The organism is Nocardioides sp. Soil796 (assembly GCF_001429525.1).
Taxonomy (GTDB): domain Bacteria; phylum Actinomycetota; class Actinomycetes; order Propionibacteriales; family Nocardioidaceae; genus Nocardioides.
Map to the genome: position 1 here is coordinate 1,063,975 of NZ_LMSQ01000018.1, position 20,840 is coordinate 1,084,814.

Below are 20,840 nucleotides of genomic sequence, written 5' to 3' on the forward strand. Positions count from 1 at the left end.
CAGCCTTGAGGGATGTCGTTCACCCGCATTCTCGGCCTCGGCGTGCTCGCCGGCGTCGCCACGCTCGGGTACGCCGCCACGGAGGCCCGTGCCTACACGCTCCGGCGGGTGGAACTGCCGATCCTTCCGGCCGGGCAACGGTCGCTGCGGGTGCTGCACCTCTCCGACATCCACATGACCCCTGACCAGTCACGCAAGCAGGACTGGGTACGCCGGCTGGCCGCGCTCCAGCCCGATCTGGTGATCAACACCGGTGACAACCTGGCCCACCGTGACGCCGTACCCGTGGTGCTCTCCACGCTCGAACCGCTCCTCGAGGCGCCGGGCGTCTACGTCTTCGGGTCCAACGACTACTTCGAGCCGGCTCCGCGCAACCCGTTCAGGTACCTCATGCCCGACGACGGCACTCGCGCCGTCGACTCGCCCCAGTTGCCGTGGAAGGACCTGCAGCGGGGCTTCGAGGAGGCCGGCTGGACGGGTCTGACGAACACGACCGGCTCGCTCACCATCGGCGACACCGCGCTCGCCTTCGCCGGTGTCGACGACCCCCACCTCTCGTACGACGACCTCCCGGCCGTGTCCGGACCGGCACCAGCGGGGGCCGACGTACGCCTGGCGGTCGCGCACGCGCCGTACCTGCGGGTGCTCGACCAGTTCGCCGCCGACGGGTACGACGCGATCATCGCCGGCCACACGCACGGCGGGCAGGTGTGCCTGCCGTTCAAGGGTGCACTGACCACCAACTGCGACCTCGACAACGCCCGCGCCAAGGGCCTGCACCGGCACCCGGCGGAGTCGGCGCCCGGCGATCCGGGCTCGGCCTGGCTGCACGTCTCGGCCGGTGTGGGCACCAACCCCTACACGCGGATCCGCTTTGCCTGTCGCCCCGAGGCCACCCTCCTCACCCTGACCTGTCGCGAGAACTGATCGACCTGTCGCCAGTTCCGGTCGACCTGTCGCCAGTTCGGGTCGACCTGTCGCCAGTTCGGGTCGACCTGTCGCCAGTTCCGTAGGGCCGTGCCGAAGAACGGGCACAACGCGCTCGGCGCACGCCGCGCACGCCCGACGGCCCGCTCCATTCCGGCGGATTGCCCGTTCTTCGGTACATCGGTCTCGTCCCCGGGCACCGATTTCAGGGGGCCGGTTGCCCTCGGGTATGCTCGCGTCCGTTCGCGGGCACGTTCCGCGATCGGGCTGTGGCGCAGCTTGGTAGCGCGCTTCGTTCGGGACGAAGAGGCCGCAGGTTCAAATCCTGTCAGCCCGACCCTGTAGATGGCCGGACCTCCATGGTCCGGCCATCACGCATTTCCGACCCTCTCCGTCGTGTAACGCGCTGTCCATGACGCTGTGCACCCTGCCGGCCGGGTGCACAGCGTCAACAGAGGCGCACAAGACGAACCTGCTCCGGTGCACACCTGTACGCCCAACACCCGGATGCCAGGTAGGACACGTTGCACCTCTGGCAGACTGCGCTCCATGGCTGACAAGGATCTTGGGGACGGCCCCTCACTGGAGATGCCCTCACTCGGCAATCTCTTCCGGCGCAAGAAGGGCAAGCAGGAGCCTGCGCCGGACGACTCGCTCACGCCGACCCAGGAGGAGCTGGACGCCGTCGTACGCGGCCGGAAGCCTTCGGAGGCGAGCGAGCCCCCCGCGGACAGTGCGACGCCCGCGGACGAGTCCCCGGAGCCCGTCACGGAGACGCCCGAGGTGGCCGAGGAACCGGTCGCGGAAGCCGTCGCTGAGCCGGAGTCACCCGCGCCGGCCGTTGTCGACGCCACCGCGCCCGAGACCACCGTCACCGAGACCCCCACTGAACCGGACGCGGAGCCCACCGTCGTCCTGGGCAGTACGCCGGACGCGGACGACACGTCCCACACCGCGGTGCTCGACGACCTCGACACGGTCGACCCGCAGCCGGCCCCACCCGTGCAGGAGTCGCCCGCAACAGCTGCACCGGCACCAACGGCCGAGCCGGCTGCTCCTGCCCAGGCACCAGCAGCGGACGACGACATCGACGACCGGCCGCTCTTCACCGACGAGGTGACCGAGCCGGCCGCCGCCATGCCGTCGCCCGAACCCGCTGGCGACGTCACGGACGAGGACCTCACGGACGACGAAGACGACGAGGACGAATCAGCTGTTGCGGCCAGGCGTCGCGCGCCCCGCGAGCGGCGTACGTTCACCCTGCCGGCACTTCCGGGACGGGTCGCCGCAGCGATCACCGGCCTGGTGATCGGTGCCCTCGCCGTCGCGATGACCTACCTGGCCGTCCAGGGCTGCGAGGCGGTCAAGGGCACCAGCAGCTGTGGCACGCCCGGCTTCTTCCTGCTGATCGCGATCATGATCCTGCTCGTGGTGATCGGCAGCGCCCTGCTCGGCGCATGGAAGGTCGCCGACCCCGGCAGCACCAGCTTCCTGGCCGTCGGCCTCGTCGCCGTGATCGCGCTGCTGTTCCTGATCCGGGTGATCTTCTCGCCGTGGATGGTCGTGGTCATCCCGGCCGTCGCGGTGGTCACCTTCGTGGTCTCGCAGTGGCTGACCTCGCTGTTCATCGAGGACCACGGCACACCGGAGTAGCCGCGCGACTTGTGCGGTGCTGTGGTCGCTCCCCACGCGTCACAACGCGTGTGGAGCGACCGTAACCCCGCGTTACACGGGGCAGGGCGCGGGGCAGCTGGCCGCGGAGCGATCAGAGGGTGGCGGCGACCAGTTCGGCGATCTGCACGGCGTTCAGGGCGGCACCCTTGCGCAGGTTGTCGTTGCTGATGAACAACGCCAGGCCACGCTCGTCATCGACGCCGGGGTCGTTGCGCAGGCGTCCGACGTACGACGGGTCCTGGCCGGCGGCCTCGAGCGGGTTCGGGATCTCGGACAACTCGACGCCGGGGGCGTCGGCGAGGAGCTCCTCGGCGCGCTTGACCGGCAGCGGCCGCTCGAACTCGGCGTTGATCGCCAGCGAGTGGCCGGAGAAGACCGGCACCCGCACGCAGATGCCCGAGACCCGCAGGTCGGGCAGGCCGAGGATCTTGCGGGACTCGTTGCGGAGCTTCTGCTCCTCGTCGGTCTCGTTCAGCCCGTCGTCGACGATCGAGCCGGCCAGCGCGACCACGTTGTAGGCGATGGTGCGGGCGTACTTCACCGGCTCGGGGAACTCCACCGACGAACCGTCGGTGGCCAGGCTGCGGGCGTCACCGGCGGCCTCGACCTGCCCGGCCAGCTCCTCGACGCCGGCGAGACCGGAGCCGGAGACGGCCTGGTAGGTCGAGACGATGAGCCGCTGGAGCCCGGCCTCCTCGTGCAACGGCTTGAGCACGGGCATTGCGGCCATCGTGGTGCAGTTCGGGTTGGCGATGATGCCCTTGCGGGCCTCGCCGATCGCCTCCGGGTTCACCTCGGAGACCACGAGCGGTACGTCGGGGTCCATCCGCCAGGCCGACGAGTTGTCGACCACGATCACGCCGGCCTCGGCGTACTTCGGGGCCAGCGCCTTCGACGTGGAGCCGCCGGCGGAGAAGATCGCGATGTCGAGGTCGGAGATGTCGGCGGTCGAGGCGTCCTCGACGGTGATCTCGCCGTCGCCCCACGGCAGCGTGGTGCCGGCCGAGCGGGCCGAGGCGAGGAACCGGATCGACTCGAGCGGGAAGTCGCGCTCGGCGAGGATGCGACGCATGGCGTCGCCGACCTGGCCGGTGGCGCCGACGATGCCGAGACGCACGGGGCGGGAGGCGTGGGGTGAAGTCATCGTCCGGTTCCTCCGTAGACGACGGCCTCGACCTCTTCGGAGTCGAGGTCGAAGGCGGTGTGCGTGGCTTGTACGGCGGTGTCGACCTGGGCCTCGTCGACGATCACGGAGATGCGGATCTCGGAGGTGGAGATCATCTCGATGTTGACGCCCGCGCTCGCCAGCGACGCGAAGAACTTCGCGGTGATGCCCGGGTGCGAGCGCATGCCGGCGCCGATCAGCGAGACCTTGCCGATCTGGTCGTCGTACAGCAGCTCCTCGTAGCCGACCTCGCCCTGGATGCGGGCCAGCGCGCTCATCGCGGCCTGGCCGTCCTCGCGGGGCAGGGTGAAGGAGATGTCGGTGCGGACCGTCGCGGCGGCCGAGACGTTCTGGACGACCATGTCGAGGTTGACCTCGGCCTCGGCCAGGGTCTCGAAGATGCGAGCCGCCTCGCCCACCTTGTCGGGGACACCGACGATGGTGATCTTGGCTTCGCTTCGATCGTGGGCGACGCCGGAAATGATCGCCTGTTCCATGGGGGTCTCGCCTTCGATGTCGGGAATGATCCAGGTGCCTTCCTTCTCGGAAAAGGAGGACCGGACGTGGATCGGCATGTTGTAGCGGCGGGCGTACTCCACGCACCGCAGGTGGAGGATCTTGGCGCCGGAGGCGGCCATCTCGAGCATCTCCTCGGTGGAGACGCGGTCGAGCTTGCGAGCCGCCGGGACGATGCGCGGGTCGGCGGTGAAGACGCCGTCGACGTCGCTGTAGATCTCGCACACGTCGGCACCCAGCGCCGCGGCCAGCGCGACGGCGGTGGTGTCGGAGGCGCCGCGTCCGAGCGTGGTGATGTCCTTGGTGTCCTGCGAGACGCCCTGGAAGCCGGCCACGATCGCGATCGCGCCGCTCTTGATGGCGTTCTCGATGCGTCCGGGCGTGATGTCGATGATCTTGGCCTTGCCATGCGCGGAGTCGGTGATGACCCCGGCCTGCGAGCCGGTGAACGACTGCGCCTTGTGGCCCAGCTGCGCGATCGCCATCGCCACCAACGCCATCGAGATGCGCTCACCGGCGGTCAGCAGCATGTCGAGCTCGCGCGGGGGCGGCAACGGGGTGACCTGTTCGGCCAGGTCTCGCAGCTCATCGGTGCTGTCGCCCATGGCGGAGACCACGACGACAACATCGTTGCCGGCCTTGCGGGTGGCGACGATGCGCTGGGCGACCCGCTTGATGCCGGCCGCGTCAGCCACGGAGGAGCCGCCGTACTTCTGCACGACAATGCCCACGAAATCTTCCTCACGGTGTGATGACACAACTGGGCCGGCGACGCTGCTCGGCCACGCTGCCTGAATTCTACCGGGGCTCGGGCTCGGCACCTTCCAGCATCTCATCAGCGGCGGCGACCTGCTCCTGCTCGATCTCGAAGTCGATGTCGAGCCGGTCGTGCGTCACGATCGACTGCAGCGCGCGGAGTACGCCGGAGGCCTCGCTGCCCCACGTCGAGACGTAGGAGAACTGCCACCACCAGAGGGCTTCGTCGACCCGGCCGGCCTTGTAGTGCCGCAGGCCGTGGGCCAGCGACGAGGCGACGCTGGTCAGGTCGTCGGAGAGCATCGAGGTGACGATCTCAGGCTCGCCGTAGGTGTCGAACACCTCGGCGTACATGTCGACGCCGTCGAGCATGCGGGCCAGGCGCAGCCGCATGCCGTCGAGGTCGGGGTCGGGCCCGGCGTCGGGCTGGAACTCCTCGGCCGGCGTGAAGTCGGACTGCACGCCGAGTCGTGCACCGGCCAGGAGCACCTGGGACACCTCGAGCAGCAGGAGCGAGATCGCCCGGCTGCCGTCGGCGTCACGGGTGATGGCCTGAAGTGCGACCAGGAAGCTCTCGACCTGGTCGGAAATCTGTTGGGCGAACTCCTCCAGCTGGGGGTCCACGGTCTGGTCAGTCATCGGCTGATCTCCTCCCGGCGAAGGCCCGCCCGAGTGTCACCTCGTCGGCGTACTCGAGATCTCCGCCCACAGGCAGTCCACTCGCCAAACGCGTCACGCGCAACCCCATCGGCTTGAGATTGCGGGTGAGGAACGTCGCAGTGGCCTCGCCCTCGAGGTTCGGATCGGTCGCGAGAATGACCTCGGTGACCGTGCCGTCGGCCAGTCGCACCATGAGCTCACGGATGCGGAGCTGCTCCGGCCCGATGCCGTCGATCGGCGAGATCGCCCCGCCGAGCACGTGGTAGCGGCCCCGGAACTCGCGGGTCCGCTCGATCGCGACGACGTCCTTGTACTCCTCGACCACGCACAGCACCGACGGGTCACGTCGCGGGTCGCGGCAGATGCGGCACTGGTCGTCCTCGGAGACGTTGAAGCAGACCGAGCAGAACTTCACCTTCGCCTTGACCTGGATCAGCACGTCGGCGAGGCGGCGTACGTCGACCGGGTCGGCCTGCAGCAGGTGGAACGCGATGCGCTGGGCGCTCTTCGGGCCCACTCCGGGGAGCTGACCGAGCTCGTCGATCAGGTCCTGGACGATTCCTTCGTACAACTCAGAACCCCAAGCCGGGCAGGGAGTCCCCGCCACCACCGGCGCCGCCCATGCCGCCGCCGGCCAGCGGGCCGAGGGTCTCGGCGGCCAGCGCGTCGGCCTTCGCCTTCGCGTCGCGCCAGGCGGCCACGATGAGGTCGCCCAGGTCGGTGAGGTCGTCGGCGTCGTCGCCCGCGAAGTTGCCGGCGGTGATGGCGACACCGAGCAGGTCACCGGTGCCGCTGAGCTTCACGGTGACCGCTCCCCCGGCGACCGTGCCCTCGACCTCGGTGTCGCCCAGGCGAGCCTGCGCGCTCATCAGCTGCTCCTGCATCTGCTGGGCCTGCTGGAGCAGCGCGTTCATGTCGAAGCCACCTTGGCCGAACTGCTCGGATCCGAACGGGTTCTCGGTCATCGTCGTGCCTCTCGCCTCAGTCGTTCTTGATCTCTTGGATGATCTTCGCGCCGAGCTCTCGCTGGAGGAGCTCGGCGGCCGACAGCCCGGAGCTGTCGATGTCGGGGTCGTCGCGGCTGACGTCGGCGTCCGCGGCCCCGTGGTCGGGTGCGGCCTTGGGCTCCGCGGCACCCGAACGGGTCGGCTGGATGGCCTCCCGGGCGGCTGCCACCGCGCTCGGGGACACGGCCTCGGCCGTCGGGGCCTCCGCGGCCTCCGAGGGCGGGCCGGCTTCGGGCACCGGCGTCGACGGGTCGGCCCACGGCGGCGGCGCATCCGGGGCTGCCTGCGCCGCATCGCCACCGAACGGGTCGCCCTGCGGCTGACTGGCCGCCTGCTGCTGCTCGGGCGCGGGGTCCGTGCGCGACGGGGCCTGTGGGGCGGCAGGCCCTGCCCCCTGCGCCTGGGCACCCGGGTCGACGATCGCCTCGATGCGCCAGTCGGTGCCGATCACATCGATCGCTGCCTGGCGGACGATCTCGTCGCTGCCACCGTTGACGAACGACTCCCGGGCACCGGAGTTGGTGAACCCGAGCGTCAGCGTCTTGCCGTCGACCGCCACGACCTGCGAGTTCTGGGTGAGGTGGATCCAGGTGACGCGCCGCTTGAGCTTGGCCGCCTCGACCACGTCGGGCCACAGCCGGCGTACGTCACCCAGGCTGAGCCCGCCGCTCGGCGCCGCCGGCGCGGCCGAAGGCGGCTCGGGCGCAGCGGGCTCCGGCGCAGCGGGCTCGGGCGCCACAGACGGAGCGGCCGGGGCAACGGATTCGGGGGTCGGCTCCGGCACGACGGGAGCCGACGCTGCCGGCGCCGGCGCGGAAGTCTCAGGCGTGGGCTCGGAAAGGACAGGCGCCGGCTGCTGGTCGCGGGCCGCAGGGCCGGACGGCGGAGTGGCCGGCTGGGGCGTCGCGATGTTGGCGGCGGCTGCTTCGCCTGGAACCCCGGAGGCCGGCGGCGGCGTCGCGGTGCGAGCGGCGGCTGCTTCGCCGACAGGCCCGGAGGGCTGCACGGTCGCAGGACCAGCAGGCACGCCACCCGTGATGTCGACGCGCCGCTCGAGACGGTCGAGTCGCGCCATGAGCCCGTCGGTCGAGTGGTCGGCTCCGGGCAGCAGCACGCGGGCGCAGATCAGCTCGAGCAGGAGTCGGGGCGCGGTGGCGCCGCGCATCTCGGTCAGGCCGGTGGCGAACAGGTCGGCCGCGCGGCTGAGCCCCGCGACGCCGTACCGGCTGGCCTGGGCGGTGAGGCGCTCGGCGGCGTCCTCGGGGACGTCGATCAGGCCGGTCGTGGACGCGTCGGGCACCGCCGCGATGATCACCAGGTCGCGCAGCCGGCGCAGGAGGTCCTCGGTGAATCGGCGTGGGTCCTGGCCGGTCTCGATCACCTTGTCGACGACGCCGAAGACGGAGGCACCGTCACCGGCGGAGAAGGCGTCGATCACCTCGTCGAGCAGGGAGTCGGGCGTGTAGCCGAGCAGGCCGGTGGCCAGCGCGTGGGTGACACCCTCGGGCCCGGCGCCGCCGAGCAGCTGGTCGAGCACCGACATGGTGTCTCGAGCCGACCCGGCGCCGGCGCGCACGACCAGCGGCAGCGCGGCGGGCTCGATCGAGACACCCTCCTTCTCGCAGAGCTCGCCGAGGTACGCCGAGAGCAGGCGCGGCGGGATCAGCCGGAACGGGTAGTGGTGGGTGCGCGAGCGGATGGTCGGGATGACCTTCTCGGGCTCGGTGGTGGCGAAGATGAACCGCAGGTGGGGCGGCGGCTCCTCGACCAGCTTCAGCAGGGCGTTGAAGCCCTGCGGGGAGACCATGTGGGCCTCGTCGATGATGTAGACCTTGTAGCGGCTCTTCACCGGGGCGAAGAACGCCTTCTCGCGCAGGTCACGGGCGTCGTCGACACCACCGTGGGAGGCGGCGTCGATCTCGATCACGTCGATGGACCCGGGGCCACCGCGAGCCAGGTCGCGACACGAGTCGCACTCGCCGCACGGGTCGGCGATCGGGGCCTTCTCGCAGTTCAGTGCGCGGGCCAGGATGCGTGCCGACGTGGTCTTGCCGCACCCCCGTGGACCGGAGAACAGATAGGCGTGGTTGACCCGGTTGTTCGCGAGGGCAGCGCGCAGCGGCTCGGTGACGTGCTCCTGGCCGATGACCTCGGCGAACGTCTCGGGCCGGTAGCGGCGATAGAGGGCGAGGGGTGCTTCCACGTTGTGAACCCTAACCACCTGCCCCGACAGCCGAAAGGCGGACTGCTCGGCCGGCTCGGTCAGGGGTCAGAACTTGTGGAACCAGCGGTCGGGTTGGAGGCGTACGCCGGGGCAGGTCACGTTGACGTCGCGGCTGTCCTGGACCCACTGCCCGAACACCGCGTCGCCGCCCTGGAAGGACCATTCCGCCCCGCACCGGGCGCGTGCGGCGGACTCCGAGGTGATCCCTGCGGGCCGCCACTCGGGAGCGTCGAAGGCCAGGTCACCGACGATCCTGCTCCACATCGACGGAAGTGAGTAGAAGCCGACGCGCACCCCGCGGTCGCCGTACCCGCGCACTGCTCCTTCGACGACTGCCGCGTTGGCCTGCTTGTCGTTGCTCCACTCGAAGAGCGGCACCGGCTCCACGTCGAGCCACACGATCGGGCTCTCGAGGCCGGCGTCGGACATCGTGACGAGGTTGAACAGCGCCGACTGGTAGCCGACGTTCTTCAGCGCGCCGAGGCGGGTGCTGCCGTCGTACGGCCCCTCGTCAGAGAGCTTCTCGAGGGTGGCTGCGTCGGGGTAGCTGACGATCGCGTACGCCGCCGCGAGCAGCTTGCGGTCCCGGACCCAGGCGACCTGGTCGGCCAGGCACGGGTTGCGGGTGAACGACGGGCTGTTGGTGAGGCCGATGATGACGAACTGCGCGGTCTCGAGCGGCATCGGCTGGCCCTGCCCGCGCTTCTCGGGGATGCCGACGCCCTCAGGACACTGCGGCCAGCTGACGTCGGCCCCGCGCAGGTGGTCGAGGCGACGCTTGGCCTTGGCGTTGTAGTCGTCGACGATCGAGGCGAGGTCGCTCGGCACGAGGTTCTCCGTGGGTGCCGTCGTGGCGGGCAGGTCCTCGGTGCGTACGGCGTCCGGCGGCGGCGTGCTGGACGCCCGAGCAGAGCCGGTGGGCGACTCCGACGAGGCGTCGCCGGCGCCGTCCGAGCAGGACGACAGCGCCAAGCCGAGCGCTCCGACGAGCAGGAGCGAGAGGCCGCGTCGTCGGAAGTCCATCCGGTGAGGATAGGCGGCGTCGACGAGTCGGGGCGGGCCCGGGAACGAAAAGGCCCCCCGCGCACCCGACAGAGCTCACCTGCCCTTGCTGCCTTCCGGCCCTGGGGGAGTTCAGCGAGATGCCGCCACGCGGGGGGTTGCGGAGAGTCTAGGTCAGCGCCTCCGCGAGGGCCAAAGCGGCCGCACACGTCGGCCGGATTTCTCCCCATCGTGAGTCACCGGTAATCTCCTCCGCGGAGGTATCGCCTAGTGGCCTATGGCGCTCGCTTGGAAAGCGGGTTGGGTTAACGCCCTCGGGGGTTCGAATCCCCCTACCTCCGCCACCTGGACGCCCGGACTGCTCGCAGTCCGGGCGTTCTTGCACTTGTGCGCCCCTGTTGACACTTTGCCCCCTGCCAGTCAGGAGCGAAGTGTCATGGACGGCGCGTTACATGCGGGGTGAGGCGCGGGTCAGGAGCGGCGGCGGGCGGTCAACGGACGCAGCAGCAGGGCCAGCCCCAGCAGTCCGCCGGCGCCGATCCCCCACCACAGCACGCGATCGCGTCCCTCGGCGAAGTCGTCGTGCTGTGCCCGCGGCCGCGGGGCCTGGTACGCCAGCCGCTCACGGTCGCCGGCACCGCGAAGGGATCCGTCGGCCGCGACGTCGAGCACGGCGGTCAGCGCCTCGTGCGGCTGGATCATGCCGTGCCCGTCGAGGGCACTGTCGCGGTAGCCGCCCTGCGCGGTGACCTCGATGCGGGTCTTGACCTGGGCCGGAGTGAGGTCGGGGTCGCGTTGCAGGATCAGCGCCGCCAGACCCGACACCTCGGCGGCCGCCCAGCTCGACGCGGTCTCGGAGATGTCGCAGACGATGCCGTCGAGCATCACCGACCGCAGGCCGACGACGGGCGCGGAGACGTCGATCTCGGGCCCGGTCAGCACCGACTCGGCAGTCATCGCCAGGCTCGCGTCGCGGGCGGTCACCGCGATCACCTCGTCGAGACTCGCCGGGAACAGCACCTCGTCGAGCACCGAGCCCGGCGCGCCCTCGTCGGTCTGCGTCTCGCCGTCGACCGAAGGTCGGTTGCCGGCCGCGGCCACGACGACGAAGCCCGCCTCGACCGCCTTGTCGAGCGCGGACGTGATCGCGGGGTGTGGGGACGTGAAACCGAGCGACAGGTTGATCACCCGGACGTTGCCGGGGTGGGCCACCACCCACTCGATCGCCGAGGCGACGGCGTCGGGCGACACCGACCCTGACCGGGGGTCGTCGGGCTCGGGCTCGGAGGAGCTGACCCGCACCGAGACGATGTCGGCGTCGGGCGCCAGGCCGGTGGCGTCGCCGCGTCCGGCGATCAGGCCGGCCACGATCGTGCCGTGCCCGTCCTTGACCGCACCCTTGCCTGCGAAGGACGCGCCTTCGCGGGCCACCAGGTCCGTGCCGGACTGCACGCCGGAGTCGATGACCGCGACGCCCACGCCGGCGCCGGTGGCCAGCTCGTGCACGTCGTCGAGGCGCAGCGACCGGAGGGCGGCGTTCTCCTCGTCGTCACGCGGGCTGACATCGGTGGAACGCGCGTCGTCGCCCGGGGACGACGTGGTGCACACCGTGCTGTCGGCGTACGCCGGCACGGGCGCGAGCACCACGGACGACGCGAGCAGGGCCGTGGCGAGCAGGCTCAGCCGTCGCATCGCGCCATGCCGCGGGGATCCGGAGCCCGTCGGGCCGCCTCCTGTGACAGCTCCGGGCCGCAGTCGAACCCCTCGGTCCACGCATCGGGGACCGTGGGCGGGTCGTAGTCGGCGTACCCGAACATCTTCGCCGCCAGCCCCGCCTCACCGCCGAGGCGGTAGCGGGTGGCGTTCATGTCGATCAGCACCGGCGACCCGCCGGTGGCGTCACCGAACTGGCCGACGTTGACGTAGGCGCCGTAGGACGGCTCGACCGACACGTTCTCCATGCCGGGGTCGAGTGCCTCGGCGCTCTCGTCCTCGGAGGGATCGCTGGCCAGCAGGACCCGGGCCGGCTCTCCGGCATCGGACTCGAGCAGCGCACACGCCTCGTCGGCCTGGAGCGGGGTGGGCAGCGTGGCCGGCCAGTCGGCCAGATCGTCGGGGGTCGCCCCGGAGAGTCCCTCGATGTCCGCGGGCTCGCCGACATCGGACACTGCACCGTAGACCCGCTCGGAGAACTCGGTGAGCAGCAACGGCTCGTCGGGGCCGAGGAGGTACACCTGGCCAGAGCTGGGGTTGCGGGCCAGGTCGCCGACCTTCAGCCTGCGCGCCCCGGCCCCGACGTCGTAGGTGATCCGGGGCGAACCGGACGGGAGCCCGAAGCTGGCCCGGGTCAGGGCCGGGGCCTCAGGGAACAGGTTGATCCAGCGGGTCGAGACCGCGAACTCGGCACCGACCAGACCGAGGTCGCCGAGCAACGGGCCGGCCACCGAGCGGGCGCCGAGCTCATAACGGAAGTAGCCGTTCTCTGCCTCCGCCGAGGGCGCCACGAGATAGAGGGTCTCGCGGGACCTGCCGGTGCGCACGACGGCCACCATCGCCTCGCCCGGCGTCGGGGTCGCGGTGGGGTGGTCGCCGATGTGCAGCTGGCTGGCCGCCTCGGGAGTGGTGCACGCGGTCCAGTTGGTCGAGCGCAGGAAGTCGGGGTCGGGCACTCCGTCGGGGGCACCGTAGATGCCGATCTGGGCGGCCAGCGGCTGGTCGTTGATCAGCTCCTGCCGGACCACCTTGGGCTCGGAGTCGCCGATCAGCAGCTTGGCGGAGACCGGGTTCAGGACCGGGTGGAGGTCCCCGCCCTCGGTGAGGACGACGTAGCGACTGCCCTCCTCCTTGGAGATCACCACGCCGGGGTCGAGCCAGTCGGACGGCGAGCGGCCGCCGCCCAGGATGGCGGCCAGTGCCGCGCCGGCGACCAGCAGGACGCCGAGGGCCAGTCCGCCGATCACCACCCGGGACTGGCGGACCGGTTCGACCTCGCGCCCACCCGGGACGCCGCTGACGAAGGCGGTGACGAGGCGCCGGCGGCTGAAGGCGTGTGCCTCAACCAGGTCACGCTTGGTGGACACCGCGCATCACCCGCGCAGCTGCTCGAACAGGCCGCTGGCCAGGACCAGCAGGGGGATCAACGACAGCAGCGCAGCAACCTCGGCCAGGTCGCCCAGTCGGCCACGGCGCACCGATGCCGACGACGGGACCAGCGTGCTGGCCAGGAGTACGGCGGCACCGGCGGCAAGCACCACGGCCTCGGTCGCTCGCCAGTCGGGGTGCAGCACCAGCGTCGCCGCAGCGGTCGAGACCAGGCCGAGGGTGCCGGCGACCAGCCCGGCGAGCACCTCGGTGCCGGAGAGGTACTGACGGGTGCGCAGCATCACCACGGCGGACGCTGCCACGGCGAGCAGCGTGCCGGCGAGGCCGAGCGAGACGGCCAGCGGGGCACACAGCACGAGGAGTGCCCCGACCGCCGCGGTGACGGCGAGCAGGATCTCGTGGCCGAGCCGGGCGTCGTCGCGCACCGTCTCGGGGTCGATCGAGGTGGGGTCGCGGGTGATGTCGGCCTCGGAGTAGAGCTGCTGCACACGGGTGCGCGTGACACCGAGGGCCAGCCACGGCAGCACGCTGCCGGCCATCACGACCAGGGCGAGCACGATCGTGAACGCCTTCGCGGCGTCCAGGTCGGCGGCCTCGGAGACGAGCCCCACCACCGCGAACACGCTGCCCACCACGACGGTCGGGATGACCAGTGCGCGCCCCTCGGCCAGGCCGACCAGGGCGACGCCTCCGGCGACCAGGGCACCGAGACCGGCCGCGGCCAGCGGCGTGCCGAGCAGGCTCGCGTCGGGCACCAGCATCAGGCCCGCCACGGCGCCGTACGCCGCACCCATCCAGGCCAGGCAGACCGCGGCCTCACGTTCGCGCTGCGCGTGGCTGAGCACGATCGCGCCGACCACGAGGAGTGCGGAGATGATGCCGGCCGCGGCGGCGGCGACGTCGGAGCCCCGCTGCATCAGGACGGCGAGGCCGCCGACGGCGAGCAGCAGGGCCGAGGCCACCAGGGCGGTCCGCCGACCGGCTGCGGGCTGCCACGGCTCGAGGTCGCGTTCGACGGCATCGGCCATCGCCTCGACCACGTCGTCGTAGACCCGTGGCGGCGCATCGTCGACACCGGCCGCGACCGTCAGCAGGCCGCCGTCCTCGACACCCTGCATGGTCAGGCCGGCGTCGTTGACCAGCTCGCGACCGTCACCGGTGACGACGCGGTAGCCGCCGTGCACGGTCGAGGAGTCGAGGAGTCCCACGCTGCGGGCCAGCTCGGGCACGAGCTCCGCCACCGGGATGGACCCGGGCAGCACCAGGTCGACGCGGCGGGTGCCGGAGGCGACCGTGACCCGGACCAGGCCGGACGTGCTCGCGGGAGTCGCGGCTTGGGACATCCTCTCTCCCCAGTTCTGTGCTCGGAGCGGGCTGATCGGCGTACGCGGACGGGCCGCGGGTGCAGCCTACCGTCGTCGGAACGTCCGCCCCGGCACCTGACTCCGAGCGCGCTCAGGCTCCTCGGAAGCGCCGCGCGTTGCGGGCCTCGGCGGCCTGGTACTCGGAGTTGGACAGCCCGACGGTCAGGCCGACGTCCTGGAGCACCTCCTTCATGTCGTTCATCGCGGCATCCCACGCGGTGCGCGCCTCGTTGAAGGCCAGCGACGCGTCACCGGTCCACTGGTCGGCCCGGCCCAGCATCCGCCGCTCCATCGCGTCGAGCTTCTCCTCGATGTCGATCGCGCGGTTCTTGATGTAGGCCGCGGCACCGTCGAGTGCCTCGTATCCGACTGCAATGTTCTCGCCCATGTCTCATCTCCTCCGTCGGGTCGGCAGCTCAAAGCTTGCCGTCTTGGTAGCGGTTGAGGCCGCTGGCCACGATGTCTTCGGTCTCGGTGTAGGTGGCCTCGGTGCCGGTCAGGCTGGCGTGGAAGTTGCCCATCGCCCCCACCACTCGGTCAGCGGTGTGCTGCCAGGCCTGGATCGCACCCTGGAACGCGGTGCCACCGCGGCCCTGCCACGAGCCGTTCAGGGCGTCGAGGCGACTGCGCAGCTCGGAGATGATGCCCTGCAGGTCGAGCTTGGTGCCCTCGACGTCGTGGGCCGCCTCGGCGAGGACCACGTCTGTTGTCTTGTACCCGGATCCGGGTGTGCTCATCGGGATTCCTTCCGTCTTCCGGCGACCCGGTGCGGGTGCCGACGGGGAAGGTCTGCCCGGGCCCCCACCCGGAAAACGGCGAATGTGGGTTGTCCACAGGCCACGCCTGAGAACGCCCGATTTCAGCGCGTGAAGGGGATCTCCCAGACGATCCTGACCAGACCGCTGGCCACCACCAGGGAGCCGATCGCCAGGACGCCGACGACCGTCTCGGCCCATTCCGCACGGCGGGCCCATCGCGCCGAGCGCCAGCCGCGGCCGGTCGCCACCGCAGCCAGCAGCGTGCCGAGACCGAGGACCAGGCAGGCCAGCGCGACGTACAGGAGCGAGCGGTGCGACAGCGTGGTCGCGACGTCGAGCACGAGCACGGCCCAGGCGAAGAGGCCGGCGCAACGCAGGAGCCCCCGGGCCCGCGGGTGCCGGAAGCTGCGGGCGGCCAGCAACAGGCCGGCTCCGGCGAAGAGGACCAGGCACCGGGCGCCCGGCCGGTCGACGTCGTACGTCGCCGAGCGCAGCAGGTTCGGCGCGGCGAACACCGTCACCACCAGGATCGCGGCGGCCGACGCATCGACGACGCGGGCGCCACGAGCGAGGATCGCCACGACTGCCGGCTGCTTGATCATCAGGCTGCCGCGCCCGGCAAGGGCCTTGTCGCGGGCCGACCAGGCCGAGACCGCGAGGCGGTCCAGGTCGAGGAGCACCTGGTCGGGAACGTTCACGGCCAGGCCGGCCACCGACCGGGTGGCGAGCAGGGCGACCACGAGCAGTGCGGCCCAGGCGACCTGCGGGTCGAAGCCGGCCAGGACACAGCTTCCGGAGACTGCGAAGACGCCGACCCCGCTGGCGATCCAGACCTGCTGCACGACGGCCGGGCCGGCACCGCCGGCGCATCCCACGGCGGCCGTGACGGCGGCGCCGAGGCCGGCGATGCCGAAGGTCAACGGAAGGGTCGACGGCGACGGGTCCCAGGCCGGGACCCACGCCGCGGCGGCACCGAAGGCCGGCGCGGCCACCGCGCGCTGGTCGACGAACCGCCCGAGCGGCAGTACGCCGACCGCGGCCGTGGCGGCGAGCAGCACGAGGGTCGCCTCACGCAGGCCATCGGACTCGGTGTGCGCGGCAAGCAGTCCGGCCAGGCCCGCGGCGAGCGTGGCCAGGAGGACAGGGAGCACCGACCGACCCGGCGTGGCCAGGCTGGAGTCGTCGACCGGTGACGGGTGACGAGTGGTCGGACCGGTGGGCAGGGGACCGTCGAGGGCCACCAGCATCGCCCCGGACCGCAGGCCGGCAAGGGCGATCGGAGTGGTCGGAGCCAGGGCCGTTCCGGTGGTGGTGAACAGGGCCGGCGCGTGCTGGAGCCCGCACTGCACGGCGTACTCCCGCGCCACGTCGCCGGCCGAGGCCGCGTTGGGGACCACGAGGTCCACGGCACCGGAGGGTCCGTGCACCGTCATGGCCACGGTGTCCGCGACGTCCGCTTCCGACACGACGCACTCCCTTCGGCTGTTGCCGGAAGGGTAGTACGAGCGCTCGACGTCCCGTACCCGTCAGTCATTGCCTCTAGGATCGTCGAGACCGAGCCACGCTTTCTCAACCACACGTTCTTCAATCAGACTTTTCGGGGGGATGCCGCCGTGACGACGCTCCGCAGTGGACACCGGCTCGACCCGCCGGAGGTGCCCACCGGGAAGGTCGCGCTCCAGGCCCCGCCGGAGCTGGAGCCCCACGAGGGCGCCGGCAACGCCATGATGATGGCGATCCCGCTGCTGGGCAGCGTCGGTTCGATCCTGGTGCTGGCCACGATGAGCGGCGACGACGGCGGGGGAAGCAAGCGGCTGGTCGCCGGTGGCCTGTTCCTCTTCGCCACCCTCGGCTTCATCGTCCTCCAGATCGACCGGCAGCGGAAACAGCGCCAGCAGAAGGTCGGCGGGTCGCGGACCGAGTACCTCCGCTACCTGGCGGGAGTCCGCGAGGTGGCCCGAGACGCAGCCGACAAGCAGCGCGCGGCGTTGAACTGGCACCACCCCGACCCGTCGGCCCTGCCGTCGATCGCCGAGGACCGGCTCCGCCTGTGGGAGCACACGCCCTCCGACGACCGTTTCCTCCACGTCCGCTACGGACTCTCCTCCCAGCCTCTCTGCCTCGAGCTCGTGCCGCCCGAGAGCGCACCCATCGAGCAGGTCGACCCGGCAGCGGCGTCCGCACTGCACCGACTCCTCGCCGTACACCGGGTGCAGCCGAACCTCCCGGCCTCCGTCGACCTGGCCGCGTTCGACCGCATCGAGTTGACCGGACCGGCGCCGGCGGCACGGGCCCTCGCCCGGGCGATGATCTGCTCCGCGACCGCCTTCCACAGCCCCGACCACCTGATCGTCGCCGTGCTCTGCAGCGCCCACCGCCTGGCCGAGTGGGACTGGCTGAAGTGGCTCCCCCACTCGTTGAGCAGCCAGCAGGGTGACGCCGTCGGCCCCCGCCGCATGGTCACGACCTCCCTCGACGACCTCGGCTCCATGCTTCCGCCGGACCTCTCCGAGCGTCCCCGCTTCGGCGCCGACGAGGGGGTGTCCACACCCCACATCGTGCTCGTCATCGACGGGGCCCTCCTGCCACCCGGCAACCACGTCATCCCGCCCGACGGGCTGCACGGCGTCACCCTGATCGACCTCCCCGAGCGCTGGGACGAGCTCGACGACCCGACCCGGCTGCGCCTCGACTTCGCCGCCCGACCTGCCGTCGGCGGCCGGCTCCCGATCAACGCGCTGCGGGTGCGGGCCGACCCGATGGCCGGTCTCGCCGACCAGATGGACCTCGCCACCGCGGAGGCCTTCGCCCGTCGACTGGCCCCGCTCAACAGGGTCGCGATCGGCGCCGAGGGCGGCACCGAGTCCGCCGGCCCGACCGACTTCATGGACCTGCTCGGCCTCGGCGACGTCTTCTCGTTCGACACCCGTGCCTCGTGGCGCCAGCGTCCCGCCCGCGACCGGCTCCGTGTGCCGATCGGCGTCATGGACAACGGGTCGCCCGTGCACCTCGACCTCAAGGAGTCCGCCCAGCAGGGCATGGGTCCCCACGGTCTGGTCATCGGCGCCACCGGCTCGGGCAAGTCCGAGTTCCTGCGCACGCTCGTGCTCGGTCTCGCGATGACCCACTCCCCCGAGCAGCTCAACATGGTGCTGGTGGACTTCAAGGGCGGCGCGACCTTCGCCGGCATGTCCGGCATGCCGCACGTCTCGGCGGTGATCACCAACCTGGCCGAGGAGCTCACCCTCGTCGACCGCATGCAGGACGCACTCTCCGGCGAGATGGTACGGCGCCAGGAGATCCTGCGCGCCGCCGGCAACTTCGCCTCGATCCGCGACTACGAGAAGGCGCGCGCGGCCGGTGAGGACCTTCCCGCGATGCCGTCCCTGTTCATCGTGGTCGACGAGTTCTCCGAGCTGCTCACGGCCAAGCCCGAGTTCATCGACCTGTTCGTCGCGGTCGGACGGCTCGGTCGTTCCCTGGGCCTCCACCTGCTGCTGGCCAGCCAGCGACTCGAGGAGGGTCGGCTGCGCGGGCTCGAGTCGCACCTCTCCTACCGGGTCGGCCTGCGCACGTTCTCGGCCGTGGAGTCGCGCACGGTGCTCGGCGTACCCGACGCCTATGAGCTGCCCGCCGTGCCCGGCCTCGGCTACCTCAAGCCCGACCAGTCGACCCTGTTGCGGTTCAAGGCCGCCTACGTGTCAGGTGCACCGTCCGGGCGGGCCCGGATCCGCCGCGACGAGGGCGGCAACCTGCGCGGCATTCTCCCGTTCACGATCGCCGAGGTGCAGTCACTCGAGCCGGCCGACGACGACGTCGAGGCGAGCCCGGCTCCGATGCCCCCACAGGGCGAGCAGGACTCCCTGCTCGACATCGCCGTCGACAAGATGGTCGGCGAGGGCAAGCCTGCCCACCAGGTCTGGCTGCCGCCGCTCGACGTCCCCGACACCCTCGACCAGCTGATGGGCGACCTCACCGAGCACCCGGACCTCGGGCTGACCAGCCGGTTGTGGCGCTCCGTGGGTGGCCTGACCATCCCGATCGGCACCGTCGACCGCCCCCGTGAGCAGCGCCGCGACACGATGACGGTCAGCCTCACCGGCGCGGCCGGCCACGCGGCCGTCGTCGGCGGCCCCCGCAGCGGCAAGAGCACCCTGCTCCGCACGATGGTGACCAGCCTCGCGTTGACCACCACGCCGCTCGAGAGCCAGTTCTTCGTCCTCGACTTCGGCGGCGGCAGCTTTGCCCCGCTCACCGACCTGCCCCACGTCGCAGGCATCGGCACCCGTTCCGAGCCCGACGTCGTACGCCGCATCGTGGCCGAGGTGAAGGGCGTCGTCGACCGGCGCGAGGCCTGGTTCCGCGAGCAGGGCATCGACTCGATCGAGACCTACCGCAGCCGACGTGCCCAGGGCCGCGCCGACGACGGGTACGGCGACGTGTTCCTGGTCGTCGACGGGTGGAGCACCCTGCGCTCCGACTTCGACGACATCGAGCTGGAGCTCCAGGCGCTGGCCCAACGCGGGCTCACGTTCGGCGTGCACCTCCTCGTCGCGGCCGGACGCTGGGCCGACTTCCGGGCGGCGCTGCGCGACATCTTCGGCACCCGGCTCGAGCTGCGCCTGGGCGACCCGCTCGACTCCGAGATCGACCGCAAGGCGGCCCAGCTGGTGCCCGCCTCACGCCCCGGGCGTGGCCTGTTGACGGGCAAGCTGCACTTCCTCGGCGCCCTGCCCCGCATCGACGGCGTCGCCGACGGAACCACGCTCGGCGACGGGATCGAGTCGCTGGTCCGTCGCTCGACCGCGGCCTGGCGCGGACCGGCCGGGCCGAAGGTGCGCCTGCTGCCGTCGAAGATCACCCTGGACCAGCTGCGCGAGCAGGCCGGGGACTCCGCCGCGCGCTCGCTGCTGCTCGGCGTCAACGAGAAGGAGCTGGCCCCGGTCATGCTCGACCCCGACACCGAGCCGCACCTGCTGGTGCTCGGCGACGGCCAGTCGGGCAAGAGCGCGCTGCTCCGGTCGATCGTGCAGGAGATCGTGCGCACGAAGTCGCCCAGGGAGGCCCAGATCATCGCGGTCGACTACCGGCGCTCGCTGCTCGGCGAGATCCCCGAGGACTACAACCTCGACTACCTCACCAGCGCGACCCAGGCGACGCCCGCGCTCAAGGACCTCGCGGCCTACCTCACCAACCGGTTGCCCGGGCCCGACGTGACGCCCGACCAGCTGCGCAACCGGTCGTGGTGGACCGGCGCCGACGCCTACGTGCTGGTCGACGACTACGACCTGGTCGCCACCCAGCAGGGATCACCGGTGCACGCGCTGGCCCCGCTGCTGGCCCAGGCCCGTGACACCGGCTTCCACCTCATCGTCACCCGTCGCTCCGGTGGCGCCTCACGGGCGATGTACGACCCGGTCATCCAGACCCTCCGTGACCTGGCCATGCCGGGCATCATGCTGTCCGGCAACCCCGAGGAGGGCGCCCTGCTCGGCAACCTGCGGCCCACGCCCTCGCCGCCGGGCCGGGGTCGCCTGATCACACGCGACCAGGGCGTCGAGGCCGTTCAGCTCGCCTGGACCGACCCCACGAGTTGACCTGTCGCCAGTTTCGGTCGACCCGTCGCCAGTTTCTGCGCCGTGCGGAAACTGGCGACAGGTCGACCAGAACTCACGACAGGTCGAT

General features: G+C 71.4%; 16 protein-coding genes, 2 tRNA genes and 1 other RNA gene. 5 read left to right on the plus strand and 14 right to left on the minus strand.

Translation table 11 applies throughout. The annotated features are described in order from the left end of the window. The first annotated feature begins 12 nt into the window (after window positions 1-12). From ASH02_RS16465 to ASH02_RS16475, 3 genes are all read left to right on the plus strand, one after another. On the plus strand, window positions 13-927 hold the full coding sequence (locus ASH02_RS16465; protein ID WP_057295091.1) for a metallophosphoesterase: 915 nt from the start codon (window positions 13-15) through the stop codon (window positions 925-927). Between the two features lie 263 nt (window positions 928-1,190). After that, window positions 1,191-1,264, plus strand: a tRNA-Pro gene (locus tag ASH02_RS16470). 212 nt (window positions 1,265-1,476) lie between these two features. Next, a complete protein-coding gene (locus tag ASH02_RS16475; protein ID WP_156388555.1) occupies window positions 1,477-2,580 on the plus strand; it encodes a hypothetical protein in 1,104 nt (367 codons plus the stop codon). Window positions 2,581-2,692: 112 nt separating this feature from the next. On the opposite strand, the gene ASH02_RS16480 is transcribed toward ASH02_RS16475, so the two are convergent. From ASH02_RS16480 to ffs, 8 genes are all read right to left on the minus strand, one after another. Next, the gene (locus ASH02_RS16480; RefSeq protein ID WP_082563678.1) at window positions 2,693-3,745 is read right to left on the minus strand and encodes an aspartate-semialdehyde dehydrogenase; all 1,053 of its coding nucleotides are present in this window, start codon (window positions 3,743-3,745) and stop codon (window positions 2,693-2,695) included. Next, window positions 3,742-5,013, minus strand: a complete 1,272-nt coding sequence (locus tag ASH02_RS16485; RefSeq protein WP_057295092.1) for an aspartate kinase — start codon at window positions 5,011-5,013, stop codon at window positions 3,742-3,744. Before ASH02_RS16485 ends, ASH02_RS16480 begins: the two co-directional genes overlap by 4 nt. 67 nt (window positions 5,014-5,080) lie before the next feature. Next, window positions 5,081-5,677 carry a DUF5063 domain-containing protein gene (locus ASH02_RS16490; protein WP_056679748.1) on the minus strand — a complete coding sequence of 199 codons (597 nt, stop codon included), beginning with the start codon at window positions 5,675-5,677 and terminating at the stop codon, window positions 5,081-5,083. Next, window positions 5,670-6,269, minus strand: coding sequence for a recombination mediator RecR (gene recR, locus ASH02_RS16495; protein WP_056679745.1), 600 nt, complete (start codon window positions 6,267-6,269; stop codon window positions 5,670-5,672). Before recR ends, ASH02_RS16490 begins: the two co-directional genes overlap by 8 nt. A 1-nt stretch (window position 6,270) precedes the next feature. Beyond that, on the minus strand, window positions 6,271-6,663 hold the full coding sequence (locus ASH02_RS16500; protein WP_057295093.1) for a YbaB/EbfC family nucleoid-associated protein: 393 nt from the start codon (window positions 6,661-6,663) through the stop codon (window positions 6,271-6,273). A gap of 16 nt (window positions 6,664-6,679) precedes the next feature. After that, on the minus strand, window positions 6,680-8,908 hold the full coding sequence (locus ASH02_RS16505) for a DNA polymerase III subunit gamma and tau (protein ID WP_057295094.1): 2,229 nt from the start codon (window positions 8,906-8,908) through the stop codon (window positions 6,680-6,682). 66 nt (window positions 8,909-8,974) lie between these two features. Then, entirely contained in the window at window positions 8,975-9,952 is a 978-nt protein-coding gene (locus ASH02_RS16510; RefSeq protein ID WP_057295095.1) for a hypothetical protein, read from the minus strand. Between the two features lie 48 nt (window positions 9,953-10,000). Continuing rightward, window positions 10,001-10,091, minus strand: an RNA gene (gene ffs, locus ASH02_RS25700) — signal recognition particle sRNA small type. Window positions 10,092-10,187: 96 nt separating this feature from the next. On the opposite strand from ffs, the gene ASH02_RS16515 reads away from it, so the two are divergent. Continuing rightward, window positions 10,188-10,275: transfer RNA gene (locus ASH02_RS16515), tRNA-Ser, on the plus strand. 127 nt (window positions 10,276-10,402) lie between these two features. Here the strand turns inward: ASH02_RS16515 and ASH02_RS16520 are convergent. The 6 genes from ASH02_RS16520 to ASH02_RS26440 form a co-directional block, all read right to left on the minus strand. Then, window positions 10,403-11,623 carry a S8 family serine peptidase gene (locus ASH02_RS16520; RefSeq protein WP_057295096.1) on the minus strand — a complete coding sequence of 407 codons (1,221 nt, stop codon included), beginning with the start codon at window positions 11,621-11,623 and terminating at the stop codon, window positions 10,403-10,405. Beyond that, window positions 11,611-13,011, minus strand: a complete 1,401-nt coding sequence (locus tag ASH02_RS16525; RefSeq protein WP_056679731.1) for a type VII secretion protein EccB — start codon at window positions 13,009-13,011, stop codon at window positions 11,611-11,613. The genes ASH02_RS16520 and ASH02_RS16525 overlap by 13 nt, the downstream gene beginning before the upstream one ends. A 6-nt stretch (window positions 13,012-13,017) precedes the next feature. Continuing rightward, window positions 13,018-14,376, minus strand: coding sequence for a type VII secretion integral membrane protein EccD (gene eccD / locus ASH02_RS16530; RefSeq protein WP_056679728.1), 1,359 nt, complete (start codon window positions 14,374-14,376; stop codon window positions 13,018-13,020). A 112-nt stretch (window positions 14,377-14,488) separates the two neighbouring features. Then, a complete protein-coding gene (locus tag ASH02_RS16535) occupies window positions 14,489-14,785 on the minus strand; it encodes a WXG100 family type VII secretion target (RefSeq protein WP_056679725.1) in 297 nt (98 codons plus the stop codon). Window positions 14,786-14,813: 28 nt separating this feature from the next. Beyond that, window positions 14,814-15,134 carry a WXG100 family type VII secretion target gene (locus ASH02_RS26435; protein ID WP_162250924.1) on the minus strand — a complete coding sequence of 107 codons (321 nt, stop codon included), beginning with the start codon at window positions 15,132-15,134 and terminating at the stop codon, window positions 14,814-14,816. Window positions 15,135-15,256: 122 nt separating this feature from the next. Then, the gene (locus ASH02_RS26440) at window positions 15,257-16,621 is read right to left on the minus strand and encodes a hypothetical protein (protein WP_056679720.1); all 1,365 of its coding nucleotides are present in this window, start codon (window positions 16,619-16,621) and stop codon (window positions 15,257-15,259) included. 147 nt (window positions 16,622-16,768) lie between these two features. On the opposite strand from ASH02_RS26440, the gene eccCa reads away from it, so the two are divergent. Beyond that, the gene (gene eccCa, locus ASH02_RS16550; RefSeq protein ID WP_056679717.1) at window positions 16,769-20,752 is read left to right on the plus strand and encodes a type VII secretion protein EccCa; all 3,984 of its coding nucleotides are present in this window, start codon (window positions 16,769-16,771) and stop codon (window positions 20,750-20,752) included. The last annotated feature ends 88 nt before the right edge of the window (window positions 20,753-20,840 follow it).

What these genes read in the sequence shown, in the direction of transcription:
- ASH02_RS16520 (WP_057295096.1), bottom strand. Translation starts at nt 11,623, where the DNA reads ATGCGACGGCTGAGCCTGCTCGCCACGGCCCTGCTCGCGTCGTCCGTG.
- ASH02_RS16465 (WP_057295091.1), top strand. Translation starts at nt 13, where the DNA reads ATGTCGTTCACCCGCATTCTCGGCCTCGGCGTGCTCGCCGGCGTCGCC.
- ASH02_RS16490 (WP_056679748.1), bottom strand. Translation starts at nt 5,677, where the DNA reads ATGACTGACCAGACCGTGGACCCCCAGCTGGAGGAGTTCGCCCAACAG.
- ASH02_RS16535 (WP_056679725.1), bottom strand. Translation starts at nt 14,785, where the DNA reads ATGGGCGAGAACATTGCAGTCGGATACGAGGCACTCGACGGTGCCGCG.
- ASH02_RS16500 (WP_057295093.1), bottom strand. Translation starts at nt 6,663, where the DNA reads ATGACCGAGAACCCGTTCGGATCCGAGCAGTTCGGCCAAGGTGGCTTC.
- ASH02_RS26435 (WP_162250924.1), bottom strand. Translation starts at nt 15,134, where the DNA reads ATGAGCACACCCGGATCCGGGTACAAGACAACAGACGTGGTCCTCGCC.
- ASH02_RS16480 (WP_082563678.1), bottom strand. Translation starts at nt 3,745, where the DNA reads ATGACTTCACCCCACGCCTCCCGCCCCGTGCGTCTCGGCATCGTCGGC.
- ASH02_RS16510 (WP_057295095.1), bottom strand. Translation starts at nt 9,952, where the DNA reads ATGGACTTCCGACGACGCGGCCTCTCGCTCCTGCTCGTCGGAGCGCTC.
- eccD (WP_056679728.1), bottom strand. Translation starts at nt 14,376, where the DNA reads ATGTCCCAAGCCGCGACTCCCGCGAGCACGTCCGGCCTGGTCCGGGTC.
- ASH02_RS16475 (WP_156388555.1), top strand. Translation starts at nt 1,477, where the DNA reads ATGGCTGACAAGGATCTTGGGGACGGCCCCTCACTGGAGATGCCCTCA.